The sequence below is a fragment of the Marinobacter sp. Arc7-DN-1 genome (genome assembly GCF_003441595.1).
Lineage (GTDB): Bacteria > Pseudomonadota > Gammaproteobacteria > Pseudomonadales > Oleiphilaceae > Marinobacter > Marinobacter metalliresistant.
Genome location: NZ_CP031848.1, coordinates 1,734,526 through 1,748,039 on the forward strand (window position 1 = coordinate 1,734,526; position 13,514 = coordinate 1,748,039).

Here is a 13,514-nt window from a genome sequence, read left to right on the forward strand (position 1 = left end):
TCTATTGAGATAGCGTCAGGCTTTCGGCCCATTGCGGAAAAGGCTTCCAGCCGGCAAGCCAGCCCGCCAGTTTTTCCCGGGCCAGTGGTGGTGATATCGCGTAGCCCTGGGCAAACTCGCAGCCCAGGCTTAGCAGTATTTCACCCTGCTCAATGGTTTCCACGCCCTCCGCAATCAACTCTCTGCCAAAAACCCGGGATAATCCGATGATCCCTCTCAAAATCGAATAATTCTCCTCAGTATCGTTCACACCGCTGACGAATTCGCGGTCTATCTTGAGGGCATGGACGGGCAACCGCTTGAGATAGGAAAGCGATGAATATCCGGTCCCAAAGTCATCCAGTGAAAAAGTGACACCCAGTTGCCTGCAATCGTCAATAATACTCACAACGTTATCAAGCTCACCCAGAGTCGCCGACTCCAGTATTTCCAGGTCAAGGCGAGCTGGGTCCAGGTCGGGAAACCTTCCCAGAATATCCCGGAGCCCGTCAGCGAACCCCGGCGCCTGCAACTGGATTGCTGCCACATTCACACTGATATTCATGTGAATTCCCCGAGCGTCCCACTGACTCATCTGCGTCAATGCTTCACATAAAACCCACTCACCTACCTCCACCATCAAAGGATGGTGTTCTATCGCGGGCAAAAAACCGCCAGGGGATAAAAAACCGCTATCTGGATGCTGCCAGCGAATAAGCGCCTCAACCCCTTTCACCTCTCCGGTCCTCAGACTTACTTTTGGCTGGTATAAAAGCCTGAACTGGCCGCATTCAAGCCCCTTCCTGATGTCCGATAAAAGCCGCTGGCGGCACCGGCCTGCTTTCTTTTCCCCAACGTCCAGGAACAGCCAGCTTCCTTTGAGCTCCTGCTTGGCGCGGAAAAGCGTGTGGTCTGCCTGGCGTAGAAGTAGGTCGGCATCTTCGTCGACATGCCCAAGCTCACTATCGGGAAACAATACAATCCCTGCTGTAAATGACACCAACGCCGAGCCGCCTCCCAGATCGAAGGGCTGGCGGGCAGTCAGTTGCAGAGCACTGAGCCGGATTTCCACCTGACTGGCATCCGGAAGAAGCAGGGCGAACTCATCGCCACCGATCCGGGCGAGAGCGGCATCGGGAGGTAGTGCATCCAGCCAGCGCCGGGCAAGCAATCCCAGCATGCGGTCGGCCGTTTCTTCCCCGAAACGCGCGTTAATCTCTTGAAAGTTGTCAAGATCCATGGAAACCAGCGCTGCGGAATCATTTTTCAGATCGCCACGGTCAAGCAGCTCCCGTATGAACCGGGTAATACCATTCCGGTTCCACAAACCGGTAAGGGGGTCTGCGTAGGCCAGGAATTCCACCTGCCTCTGATGATCACTTGCCTGGTCCTCCAGAGCCCGGTTCAACCGCTCACTCTGCAGTCGCTGCAACTCATCCTCAGCTTTGTGCCTGATCATTTTTTCCCGCATCAGTTGAATGGTGCTGGCAGAGAGTTTCCCGTAAATCTCCAGCAATGCGGTTACAAGAACGGATACGGAACCATTGAGCTCAGAATCAACCCGCTCTCTGGCCTCCTCCAAAGGTTTGCCTGCTTTCATGGCTTTTACAGTCAGGGCCATGCGCCGGTCTGATTCAAGGATGTGAAAGGCAAGCCAGCGAGTCAGATAATCAAACAGCTCGGCCAGGACATCTGCTTGTGGCGCTTTGCTTTGGCGAAGCATCTGGATCCGGACAAAAAACATCTGGTGTGAGTCGTGGTGATTCCGGGCCATCTCCGACGTGCCAAGACTTTCCGCCCAGACACCCTCCTCATATTTGAAATGGTAGGAGGCATAGGCAAGAAGCTCATCAAGCAGGTGTAAACTATCCAGATCCGAACTGTCTGAGGCAAAATGCCACGCCAGACGATTCAGAATAGTCACCAGCACCCGGTGCTGCTCATCAATGTCCTCCAGGCCCGTCTCGAAGTTACGGTTCCAGGGAAAGATCTCGAAGACATCCGTCTCGCTCTGCCAGGGCATTGTCACTTTTAACGCGCTCCCGATTGCAAAAGTAGGGCAACAACTGACAGTTTAGTTCAAAACCATGCCCCGGGCTTTGCTGTATATCAGAAGCGCAACAGTTACCGGGCCGACGGACGCTGGCCACCATAACGGTTCAGATCAGCCCCAACTCCAGGCGAGCTTCCCGCCTCGTTCACCCACTGAGAACAACTCTTGTCACCTGGATTTCGACTTCTCGACTCTTCTCTGCGTTTTTCACGCCCCCGCTTTAGTTGGTTGGATTTACACTCATTACTTACAAGACCCAGCCACCTCAGGTGCTGATCCCAGACCTCGTCTTTAATATGCTCCGGTTTTTTGCAAACCATCGTTATTTCCTCACCCGAATGGACCGTTGCTTTGCCTGGAAATGTTCGTTGTGAGATCTCCAGCAAACATTAAGGCAAATATTAAGCCAGATCGGAAAACTACTGGGATTACAACCTTCGGCTTTTAAAACCGAGGCAATAAGGACACAAAAACCGCTCCGTCCTGGCGAACAGTGTCGCGATGACATCAGTTACCAGGAAAACCGTGTCCAAAGAACAACGGCACCGGCATGAGAAACGAAAACTCTTGTTTTTTTGGCTAATTAACAACAACTTAATCAGTGGCACACAAAATGCTTATACATCCGCGAGAAAAGCCCTTTTGGTTTGTAACACTGAAATATTTGAGGTCCTTAGCCGGGTTGTCAAAATGGTACACGAGCACTTACTGACGAATGTCACCAGAGAGCCGGTCAGCGAAGAACTGCCGGGCGATTTTGCGATGTGGTTATTTATCCTCATGGAATTAACCGTATTTGCTATCTTCTTCATCAGTTTCGCGACCATGCAAAACCTTTATCCCGCCATGTTCGGGACTGGGAAATCCTCGCTTCATCCAGTGGCTGGCCTGATATGTACACTGGCACTGATTACCAGCAGCTATTTTGTCGCTCTGGCGGGAATCCGGTTGCGGCAGGGAAATGAATCCCGCTGTAGCCTGTTTCTGGCGGCGGCGCTAATGGCAGCAACGTTCTATCTGATCACAAAATTCTCGGAGTACTCGCAACTGATCCAGGCCGGATACGATCTGTCGACCAATACGTTCTACACACTCTATTTTTTCATAACGTTTTTCCACCTGATGCACGTTGTCCTGGGTATGGTAATTCTGGGTTACATGCTCCACCGCACCCGTCAGGGCGCTTATGCAACGGGGGAACATTCAGGTTTCGAATCCGGAGCCTCATATTGGCACATGGTTGACCTGGTCTGGATCATACTTTTCCCCATCATTTACGTAATCCACTAGAGTTGAATTCATCGGAGTGGCTGAATGAGTGCACTGACTATCAAGGCAACCAATTCCTGGCTGATCCTCATCTCCCTGACACTTCTATCGCTGGCCGTCTCCGAATGGGTAGAGAACCCGGCCATGATGATCCTGTTCGTCGTTTTGGCCGTGATCATCAAGGGTCGGAGTATTGTCGACATTTTTATGGGTCTGAATACCGCACCAGTTGTCTGGCGCCGGCTCCTGCTCAGCTATGTCATAGTGGTTCCCGCAATCATCGGTGCAGTTATTGTGTGGCTGTGAATTGCAGGTAGCCCACGAAAATTCCGACCAGTGATGTCATGACAAAGAAATAACCCGTTATAATCCAGCGAGTGAGCGGCGCAGCGTGCCGCAGGCCCATAAAGTCCCGTATGATCCAACGTCCCTTAAGAAGAACAATCAGGCAGATGAAAAAGGTTGCCATGACAGAAGGGGGGCCGGACTCGCCAACCAAAACACTAAGTAGCGTCAGTCCGACCAGTCCCAGCCATACCAGATTTGTCCTGTCCAACTTCTTCCTTCCTGCGTCGTAGTTCTGTGGTGTTTGCAGCATGAACTTATCTCAGGACGTAGATTAAGGGAAAAATGAGAATCCAGACCAGATCAATCATGTGCCAGTAGCTGGCGGCCCCTTCCAGGCCGTCGTGAGAGTCGACGGTATAATGACCCAGGGCGGCCAATACAGCGGTGCCGAGGATGGTACAGGTGCCGATGACAACATGAAGGAAGTGATTGAACATCAGATAGTAATAAGTAGCGAAAAAATAGTTGGTACGGGCTGTGATGCCTCTTGCTTCATTCCACTGGTATTCCCATGCCTTGACCAGACAATAGGTCACGCCGGCACCGACCGTGCAAAGTAACCAAATCACGGTCTGGCGTTGTGCGCCCCGTTTGATTGCCTGAACCGCCCGGGCAACACAAAAGCTGCTCGTGAGCAACACAAGGGTATTAAGAAAGCCAGCCAGGGTGTTCAGCTGTATGGGGCCTTCACGGAATTCCTCTGGAAAGTAAAACTTGGCAACCAGAAATGCGAGAAAGAAAAAAGCGAATTCCGTCAGCTCCGCATAAATGAAAATCCATACGGCGATACTTCCCGGCGTGTGGCTCTTTGTCCGGGCAACATCAGGGCCGGTTGATCTGAAAAGCTCAAATGTCGTCATTCTGCCAACCGTCAAAAGTGTGCGTCGACCAACCTCAGCAGCGGTTGCTGAGTTGTCGGTTCATCCGTCAGTGGCTCGATCAAGCAATACAGGCAGGCCTTTCGGGCGGGACAGCCACTTTTGAGCATCTTTCCGGCGTAGATCAGTAAGCGGGTTGAGACAGCTGCCGTGAGATCGATATCAGTCAGCCGGCGAATATCCGTCGCCAGTTTTACGAGTTGCCCGGCAGTGGCCTCATCAATACCTGCTTCATGGGCAATGATCGAAGCTTCAACCGAGGGCTCCGGATAATCAAAACTCATGGCAACAAACCGTTGCCGGGTGCTGGGTTTCAGGCCCTTGACCATATTCTGGTAAGAAGGGTTGTAGGAGACCACTAGCATAAAGTCGTCATGAGCGGTCAGGGTTTCGCCGGTGCGCTCAAGGTGAACGGTTCGCCGGTGGTCCGACAGCGAATGCAAAGCAACCGTTGTATCCTTGCGAGCCTCGATAATTTCATCGAGATAACAGATCCCGCCCTCACGAGCAGCCCGGGTTAGCGGGCCGTCCTGCCAATAGGTTCCCTCGGGGCCAATGAGGTGTCGCCCCAACAGATCCGCAGCGGTCAGATCATCGTGACAGGAGACGGTATAAAGAGGGCGTTCCAGCTGTTCTGCCATATGTTCAACAAAGCGTGTCTTGCCGCAACCTGTCGGGCCTTTGATCAGCACTGGCAAACGATGCTGAACCGCATATTGAAATATTTCACATTCATCATTCTGAACCTGGTAATAACTATGGCTATTCATGACCACCTCAAAATCAGTGCGTTGATACGTTCAGGTAAATCCGGGGCAATACTTTCGGGAGCTGGGTGGGATCATTGACTACGGCAAAACCATCGCGGCCAAATAGGTAGGGCAGGTAATCATGGCCCTGCTCATCCACCGTAACGCAGTAGGGTGTTATCCCCAGTTGTTGGGCTTCAATAATCGCCTGTCGGGTGTCTTCAATCCCGTAACGCCCTTCGTATTGATCCAGGTCGTTGGGCTTGCCGTCACTGACCAACAACAGGACACGGTGAGCCTGGGGCTGCATCTCCAGGATCCGGGTGGACTGCCGGATTGCGGCCCCCATACGGGTATAGAAACCTGGTTTGATTCGGGCAATACGGCCACGGACCCGATCACTGTACGGCTCACCAAAGTTCTTCATTAGCTGATAGCGGACATGACTGTTGCGCACGGAGGAGAAGCCATAGATAGCGAACTCATCCCGTGTCTGGTTCAGGCCTTCGGCCAGCACCATCAGACTGTCGCGGATTACATCAATCACCTGGCAGTCGTCATTGACGTAACCTTCGGTCGACAGGGACAGGTCCGCCAGGATCAGGCAGCAGAAATCACGATGGGTCTGGCGCTGATCGAGAAAAAAATTCTGTCTGGCGGTATCCCTGAGCGGTCTGCTGAAGTCATCAAGCCAGGCATCAAGGTCGAGGTCCTGGCCGTCCGGCTGGCCCCGAAGCCGGGTGCGCCGTAGTCCCAGCAGGGAAAACTTCTGCTTGACCTCCTCACTGGTCTGCCGGAGATGTGCCGGTAACATGACCGGCTCTGCTTCATCCGCCAGAAGCGGTTGCAAGAGGCAGGCATCGGGCCGTAAACGCCCTTGTTTGTAGTGCCACTCCGGTAAGCGGATTCCCGGTCCCAGGCACAGTTCGTCGTTTTCCGCTGCTGGCAGATCCAGATCAAACTTCACCTTTGCCGCATTGGCTTTGCGCTGGCGTGAAACCGTAATCAGGTCGATGTCATTGGCGATCTGCTCGAAATCATCATCGCTGTCATCATCCTGACAGCGATCAAGATTGATCTGTTCGGTCCAGCTCATGAGGCTGTCGGGCAGAAACACCAGCAAGCCATCCGTTTCATGCTCATCATCGATTCGCTGCGCCTGTTTGCGTTGCTGCAGGGTTTGTTGTTCGGACGAGCGTTCTCCCGCTTCAGATTCCGGCCCGGATCCGGCCGTGCTGACCGGTACGCTGAACAGGGTCGGCGGTGTGGGGTACAACCATAGCCAGACTGGAAAGCAGTCAAATGCCGATGATGGCAGATCAGCCCGAAGCCCCGGATTTCGCAATGCTTGGGCAACCGCCAGTTCCTGGCGCCGGAGATCCTCGGGAAGATTCTCAATTGACGGTCTCAATGCCATCAGTTCGGCCACAAGCTCCTTATACTGCCTGTTGAGGCCGGGATAAGACGATGTCAATGCCAGGACGGCCTGCTGATTGTCCCGAAACCAGTCGCGTACCTGTGGCAAGTGGGCGGCCACCGCCACCAGCCAGTAATAGAGCGATGTATTGAGCCGGGCGGACGAAAATACCGCCAGTGACGACGGCAAACGCACACTGCGGTCATCCTGCCAAGGCAGTGCAAAACGCTGATGGCTGCCGGCGACACGCTGCATGCCTGTTCGCCTGAGCCGGACCTTTCGGGTATCGGCAGGCTCCAGGGTTTTGCCCGGTGCGCCGCCCAGCGCCCGATAGTAGAGCGTAAGCTCTGCCTGCAGATCCGCGAGATTGACCGATGCGCTGGTAAAATCAGAGGTCACCTGCCGGGTAACCCAGCGATCCCAGACCTTGCCGATAAATTCTTCCATAGTTGCTCCCCGGGTATGTGGGCCACCCCTCGCCCGAACCCGCCCAAAAAACCGGGTCGCAGGCAGAGGCAGCCAACCGTTTACCTGATTATGTCACTATGAAGTTTGCGGCAGGGCCGCCCCGGCCTCAGCGCGAGCGACTTCGCGGCCAACGAAAAAGCTGGCGAAGTAGGCGGCCAATCCCAAGGCGAACATGACACCGAAGCCAAGACGAACCCAATAAAATCCCATCAGTTCGCCTTGTGTGGCCATGAAGCTGAGTGCATCGCCTGACTCTGGTATCCGTTGCAGAGCGACCTGCCAGGCGCCGGCGACTGTCAGCGCCAGGGTAATACCAACCATGCTGATAGACATGGCCCAGAAGCCGAACTTCTCCACTTTCTGGGCAGCCAGCGGATTTCCCTGAGGGCGGCCCCGGAGGATTGGCATGGCATAGGAAATAATACACATCACGATCATCGCATAGGCACCAAAGAACGCCAGGTGGCCATGGGCTGCGGTTAACTGCGTACCGTGGGTGTAGTAGTTGACCGGAGCCAGAGTATGAAGGAAGCCCCAGACTCCAGCGCCAAGGAAGGCCATCACCGAGCAGCCCAGAGCCCAGGTTACGGCAACCTGGTTTTGGTGCGTGCGGCGACGCTCTTTGACCACCTTGAAAGCAAACAGCACCATCATAAAGAAAGGCACCGGCTCCAGCGCGGAGAATACCGAACCCATCCACAGCCAGTATTTGGGAGGACCAATCCAGAAGTAATGATGGCCCATTCCGATCAATCCGGAGATCAAGGCCATGGCGATGATCAGGTACAGCCATTTTTCAATGTATTCACGATCTACGCCGGTGACCTTGATCAGTACAAAGGCCAGAATCGCCCCAAGAATCAGCTCCCACACACCTTCAACCCAAAGGTGTACGACAAACCACCAGAAATACTTGTCGAGCGTCAGGTTGGCCGGGTTGTAAAAGGAGAACAGGTAGAAAACCGCCAGCCCGACCAGGCCGGTGATCAGCACCATGTTTATAACGGTCTTCCGCCCTTTCAGAATGGTCATTCCGATGTTGAAAACAAAAGACAGGCAGACAATAACAATACCAATCTTGGTGATAGTGGGCTGTTCCAGGAACTCCCGGCCCATGGTTGGCCACAGGTAATTTTTGGTGATTCTCGCCAGTTCCGCATAGGGAACAAGAAGATACCCGAGAACGGTTGCAACACTCGCCACGGCAAAAATCCAGAAGGTAATTCTGGCCAGCCGGGGGCTGAACAGCTCGGTTTCGGACTCTTCCGGAACCAGGTAGTAACTGGCCCCCATGAACCCGAACAATATCCAGATGATGAGGAGGTTTACGTGGACCATCCGCGCGACATTGAACGGGATGGCGGGGAATCCGATATCGCCATTGATATACTGGATGCCCATCAGAAGACCAAAGGCAATCTGCCCAGCAAGCAGTATCAGCGCAAAAATAAAATAAGGTTTTGCAACCTGTTGAGAAGTGTACTTCATCATTGTTTTCCTGCCTCAACCTTCAATATTGGGTGGCCAGTTGTTGTCATCGACTCTGGACGTCCAGATCAGGAACTCCGCCAGGGCATCGACTTCTTCCTGAGTAAGATTGAACTGGGGCATTTTGCGCCGCCGGGGGTTATCCATGGGTTGCGCCGCAATCCATGACTGCATATAGCCCTTGAAGACTTCTTCATTCCCCATGCCTCTGCGATCAAAGACGTTAGCCAACTCCGGCGCATAGTAAGCGCCTTCGCCCATCAGGCTGTGGCACCCGATACAATTGTTGGTTTCCCACAGCTCCTTGCCATGGGCTACTTCAGGGGTAATGTTCTCACTGCGGCTTCGCTCCGGGAGTTGCCGTACGGTATCAACGGTCAAACCCAGGAGGAGCAACAGAAAGAAAAAACTACCGCCGTAGTAAATGTTCCTGGCCATACTTTTGGTAAATTTCTCAGCCATAGCTGACTCCTGTTATGCATTGGTGGTTCAAACTGCAAACCGATTAGGCAATTGGCACGCCAAAGTTTTATCTTGTTGCTTTAACTGGTTTTTTCCGATGCATACGGGGAGTGTGTGGTACGAACGACAACGCTGAATTCAGGTCGTTTCGATAGCGAGTGTCACTTTGACAATGCATCGTCATGACACAGGGGTGTTGTCAAACTGCAGATTGGGTTGTGTCAGAGTGACACCGGGTATTCGGGCAATTCCCGCAAGCAGAAATCTTTTCATTAGAAAACAGTTGGTTGAAGAGCTGGCCCCGGAATTGCTGTTGTATTGCAGCAGGCAAAACAGGCAGCAGTCCAGACACCCGGGAAAATGAGGAGTGCCCCATGACGGTCGATTTCAATGCGGATCTTCTGGTGAAATATGACACCTACGGCCCGCGCTATACCTCGTATCCAACTGCCGTGGAGTTTTCTGGCAGTTTTGGGGAAGCGGAGTACCGGCGTGAGCTTGAGCAAAGTAACCAGTTGCAGACGCCCCTATCCCTCTATTTTCACATTCCCTTCTGCAAATCCCTCTGTTTCTACTGCGCCTGCGCCAAGATTATTACCCACAAGCAAGAACGCAGTATTCCCTATCTTGAGCGCATTCATACCGAGATTGCCCGGCAGGCGGAGCTTGTCGATCCGAATCGGGAGGTCAGTCAACTTCATTTCGGAGGCGGTACACCCACTTTTCTGCATGATGACCAACTCTCGACGCTGCTGGGGGAGATCAGCCGGAATTTCACCCTGGCGCCCCCCGAGTCCCGGGAGTTCTCCATTGAGATCGACCCACGGGCGGTACGCAAGACCACGATCCCATTGCTGTATGAGCTTGGTTTCAATCGCATCAGTCTGGGTGTGCAGGATTTTGACCCCAAAGTTCAGAGTGCGGTGAACCGGATTCAGTCGGTCGAACAAACGTTCGCGGTGATTGACGCAGCGCGCGCCGCGGGCTACCGGTCAACCAATGTGGATTTGATCTACGGCTTGCCGCACCAGACGGTTGAGAGCTTCAGTACCACCCTGGATACCATGCTTTCGAAAAGACCGGAGCGTCTGGCCATCTATAACTACGCGCATATGCCTGACAAGGTAAAAGCCCAGAAACTTATCAATATTGACGATCTGCCATCACCGGAAACCAAGCTGGCCATCCTGGAGATGACCGTTGAGCGGCTGCAGGGGGCCGGCTATGTCTATCTTGGAATGGACCACTTTGCACTGCCTGACGATGAGCTGGCCCTGGCCAAAAACAGTGGCCAGCTGCAAAGGAATTTTCAGGGCTATTCCACATACGCCGACACGGACCTGATCGGAATTGGCATGACCTCAATCGGTAGAACAAATCACAGTTTCAGTCAGAACAAGCGACAGGAGGACGATTATTTTGCGGCCATCGACAGTGGCTCTCTGGCTATCGCCCGAGGTTATCAGCTGTCTTTTGACGACCGGATCCGGCGTGATGTGATTCAGTCGCTGATGTGTCAGAACGAGGTGGTTTACGAGACAGTCAGCGCACGTTATGGCATCGATTTCTTCGATTATTTTTACAGGGAGATGCGACAGCTTGCCGGGATGGCCATGGATAACCTCGTTATTATCAACGCTCACCGGGTAGCGGTTACACCGACCGGGCAATTATTGCTACGGAACATTGCCATGGTATTCGATGCCTACCTCCACCCAACCGAAAGCAAGCACCAGTTTTCCAAGGTTATCTGATCCACAAGGGGTTGCTTCAGGGCCTGCTGGTCACGCTTTTGAGACCAAGCCGCTTGGCCATTCGGTGCAGGTTGCCCCGATCCATGCCCAGGGATTTTGCGGCCTGTGACCAGTTCTGGTTGTTTGCCGCCAATCGCTCGGAAATGAGATTTCTCTGGAAGTCCGCCAGCGCATCGTTCATGGCGGTATCCGCGGGGGTTTCGGGTTCCGGAGAGGCATCTGGCTCGATATCCCGGGTAGACCGGGAAATTATCGGTTGAACCTGGCCTCCATCGATAAGGTCACAATGCCGCGATTCAATAGTGGCTATGCCCCGCCGCTGCTCTGACCTCGCCCTGAGTGATGCCCGGCTGATGACATGCTCCAGCTCACGGACATTACCCGGCCAGGAATAGGCGCCCATCTGACTTAGCGCTTCCGGAGCAATACGGAGGCTCTTCAGACCGAGCTTGAGTCTCATTTTTTCGGCAAAGTAACCGGCCAGTAGCGGAATATCTCCATGACGGTACCGCAGCGGGGGCACCTCCACCGGAAAAACACTGAGTCGATGGTAGAGGTCGCGACGGAAATGACCGTTTTCGACATCCTCTTTCAGGTCCCGGTTGGTAGCCGCCAGAATGCGAACATCCACATGCCTGGTCTTATCCGATCCCACCCTCTGAACCTCACCATTTTGCAAGACCCTTAACATTTTGGCTTGTAGGAGCGGAGACAGCTCACCAATCTCATCAAGGAACAGGGTGCCGCCGTCCGCCAGCTCAAACTTACCGTCCCGATCCGAGGTGGCGCCGGTGAAGGAGCCTTTGGAATGCCCGAAGAGTTCGCTTTCAGCAAGAGACTCCGGCAGCGCCGCGCAGTTGATATGAACCAGCGGCTGGTCCAACCGCGATGACAACAGGTGAATGGTCCGGGCTACCAGCTCTTTGCCAACGCCGGTCTCACCACCAATCAGGACAGACAAATCCGAGGCCGCTACCAATTCGAGCTCTTTGTTGAGGTGCTGCATTTCAGCGCTTTTACCAATGAGTTCTCCGCCATCCCGTTTCAGCGCCTCACTAACCAGTTCCTGCGCCAGCAGGTTTTTATGTCTGGCCTGCTGCTCCAGCCATTCGATCAGCAGAGCCGAGCGCATGGCAGCCGCCGCCAGGGCAGAAAATGCTGACATGGTCTGATCATCGACGCCATCGAACATGCCCGGCGTCAAGCCATCCAGCGTCAGAATTCCAAGCAGCTGTTGATCAACATAAAGGGCACAACCCATGCAAGCGTGAACTTCCAGGTTGCCTTCGTGCCCCAACACCAGACCGTCATAGGGGTCAGGCAACTCGGAATCGGCGGGAAAGCGCACCGGTTGCTCCGATGCGATGATCTGCTGGAAGCGGGGGTGCTGGCGAGGATCAAACCGCCGCCCCAGTGTGTCGGTCGACAGGCCGTCTATCGCGACCGGCACCAAGAGGTCATTTTCATACTTGAGCAGCACGGATGCATCACATGGCAGAACCCTGCGCACGGCGCCCAGCAGCCGCTGGTAACGATCCTGCGCAGACAGGTCTTTTGTCAGATCGACTGCGATATCCAGTAATGCATCAATCATTTTCACCCTCCAAACTTATGCCCCTGTTGATGCGCCGAGAAAATGAGAACAATTCTTGACACTAATTAAAATGTATTCTATATATATCTTAAAGTAAGAGAGGAGGATCAGCAATGAACTATCAGGATATTCTAGGCAGCTGCAGTGAAACCACCGTCGGCCAGTTGGTCAGCCGGTGCCCCCAGACCCTGGACGTATTCCGAAAGTACGTGCCGGAAATTGAGGCCCACCGCCTGACAACCGTCGACATCGTCGCATCCATTGCCGATGTCGAGCCGAAGCGGTTGTGTCAGGAACTGTTTGATACGGTGATGGAAAAGTCACCGATTGAGGAGCTGGACACAGATGTGCTGCTGGAGCTCATATTACGGGGCTACGATGCCGGGCATATGGCGAAACTGCCAGAAATTCACCGGCTCGCCCGCAAGATCGAGGCAGTGCACAGGGCGAACCCTGACGTCCCAAAGGGCATCACACTGGCCATCAAAAAGCTGGAGCACACGCTCACCGACCACATTGAGCGGGAGAATGCCTACGTTCTGAAGCGGATGGAGCATGACCAGCCACCGAACCCGGACACGCCAATCGCTCAAATGAACGAAGAGCACTCCCTCATCAAACGGCAACTGGACAAGCTGCGTCAGATGACCCGGAACTACCGGGCTCCGGAGTCCGCCTGCCGGTCCTGGCAGCGGTTTTACCGGGAGTTGAAAGCGCTGGATTTCCGGTTGTCCGAGCAGATGTATCTGGAAAGAGAAGTGTTATTCCCGAGGTTTCAGTTCTGAGGGTAGATTTATACGTTAGGAGCAAATGCGCATGAGTAAACAATCTCCCGGCCAGCTATTCACGAGGTGCTGAAGAATACCCTGCAGGCTCACAAGACCCTGACAGACATCTACGAGTTACGGTCCAAGCTGGCGCAGAACGCCCGGGAGGCAGAAGAGCTGTTCCGGGAGTTGGCGGCCAACCAGCAGGCCGAAGCCCGGCTGCAGTCCAGGGATATTGGCCGGCTGGAGATGTATTAGTCGTGCATCATCAACATCTACCCGCAACAT

Annotated in this window: 13 protein-coding genes; 5 read left to right on the top strand and 8 right to left on the bottom strand. The window is 53.9% G+C overall.

Translation table 11 applies throughout. The features are described 5' to 3' along the window. Position 1 precedes the first annotated feature (1 nt). On the bottom strand, positions 2-2,002 hold the full coding sequence (locus D0851_RS08210) for a putative bifunctional diguanylate cyclase/phosphodiesterase (protein ID WP_117618200.1): 2,001 nt from the start codon (positions 2,000-2,002) through the stop codon (positions 2-4). Positions 2,003-2,557: 555 nt separating this feature from the next. On the opposite strand from D0851_RS08210, the gene D0851_RS08215 reads away from it, so the two are divergent. Both D0851_RS08215 and D0851_RS08220 read left to right on the top strand, forming a co-directional pair. Further along, positions 2,558-3,322: a cytochrome c oxidase subunit 3 family protein gene (locus D0851_RS08215; protein WP_227539488.1), complete on the top strand. Its 765-nt coding sequence runs from the start codon at positions 2,558-2,560 to the stop codon at positions 3,320-3,322. Between the two features lie 24 nt (positions 3,323-3,346). Beyond that, positions 3,347-3,607, top strand: coding sequence for a cytochrome C oxidase subunit IV family protein (locus D0851_RS08220; RefSeq protein WP_117618201.1), 261 nt, complete (start codon positions 3,347-3,349; stop codon positions 3,605-3,607). Here D0851_RS08220 and D0851_RS08225 read toward each other — a convergent pair. The 6 genes from D0851_RS08225 to D0851_RS08250 form a co-directional block, all read right to left on the bottom strand. Continuing rightward, positions 3,591-3,899 carry a cytochrome C oxidase subunit IV family protein gene (locus D0851_RS08225; RefSeq protein WP_117618202.1) on the bottom strand — a complete coding sequence of 103 codons (309 nt, stop codon included), beginning with the start codon at positions 3,897-3,899 and terminating at the stop codon, positions 3,591-3,593. The two genes, D0851_RS08220 and D0851_RS08225, sit on opposite strands and share 17 nt — an antisense overlap. Positions 3,900-3,903: 4 nt before the next feature. Then, positions 3,904-4,509 carry a cytochrome c oxidase subunit 3 family protein gene (locus tag D0851_RS08230; RefSeq protein ID WP_117618203.1) on the bottom strand — a complete coding sequence of 202 codons (606 nt, stop codon included), beginning with the start codon at positions 4,507-4,509 and terminating at the stop codon, positions 3,904-3,906. Positions 4,510-4,520: 11 nt separating this feature from the next. Continuing rightward, positions 4,521-5,297, bottom strand: coding sequence for a CbbQ/NirQ/NorQ/GpvN family protein (locus D0851_RS08235; protein ID WP_117618204.1), 777 nt, complete (start codon positions 5,295-5,297; stop codon positions 4,521-4,523). A 13-nt stretch (positions 5,298-5,310) separates the two neighbouring features. Beyond that, positions 5,311-7,140: a nitric oxide reductase activation protein NorD gene (locus D0851_RS08240; protein ID WP_117618205.1), complete on the bottom strand. Its 1,830-nt coding sequence runs from the start codon at positions 7,138-7,140 to the stop codon at positions 5,311-5,313. A 96-nt stretch (positions 7,141-7,236) separates the two neighbouring features. Further along, complete coding sequence (locus D0851_RS08245) at positions 7,237-8,649, bottom strand: cbb3-type cytochrome c oxidase subunit I (RefSeq protein WP_117618206.1); 1,413 nt, start codon at positions 8,647-8,649, stop codon at positions 7,237-7,239. Positions 8,650-8,664: 15 nt separating this feature from the next. Then, positions 8,665-9,111 (bottom strand): c-type cytochrome, encoded by a 447-nt coding sequence (locus tag D0851_RS08250; RefSeq protein ID WP_117618207.1) that lies wholly within the window; start codon positions 9,109-9,111, stop codon positions 8,665-8,667. Positions 9,112-9,485: 374 nt separating this feature from the next. Here D0851_RS08250 and hemN point away from each other — a divergent pair, with 374 nt between their 5' ends. Beyond that, positions 9,486-10,865 (top strand): oxygen-independent coproporphyrinogen III oxidase, encoded by a 1,380-nt coding sequence (hemN, locus tag D0851_RS08255; protein ID WP_117618208.1) that lies wholly within the window; start codon positions 9,486-9,488, stop codon positions 10,863-10,865. A 16-nt stretch (positions 10,866-10,881) separates the two neighbouring features. Here the strand turns inward: hemN and norR are convergent, their stop codons facing one another. Next, positions 10,882-12,459, bottom strand: coding sequence for a nitric oxide reductase transcriptional regulator NorR (gene norR, locus D0851_RS08260; RefSeq protein ID WP_117618209.1), 1,578 nt, complete (start codon positions 12,457-12,459; stop codon positions 10,882-10,884). A gap of 113 nt (positions 12,460-12,572) precedes the next feature. Between norR and D0851_RS08265 the strand changes: the two genes are divergently transcribed. Together D0851_RS08265 and D0851_RS20185 are read left to right on the top strand one after the other, a co-directional pair. Continuing rightward, a complete protein-coding gene (locus tag D0851_RS08265; RefSeq protein WP_117618210.1) occupies positions 12,573-13,244 on the top strand; it encodes a hemerythrin domain-containing protein in 672 nt (223 codons plus the stop codon). A 66-nt stretch (positions 13,245-13,310) separates the two neighbouring features. Continuing rightward, positions 13,311-13,484: a hypothetical protein gene (locus D0851_RS20185; protein WP_162893703.1), complete on the top strand. Its 174-nt coding sequence runs from the start codon at positions 13,311-13,313 to the stop codon at positions 13,482-13,484. The last annotated feature ends 30 nt before the right edge of the window (positions 13,485-13,514 follow it).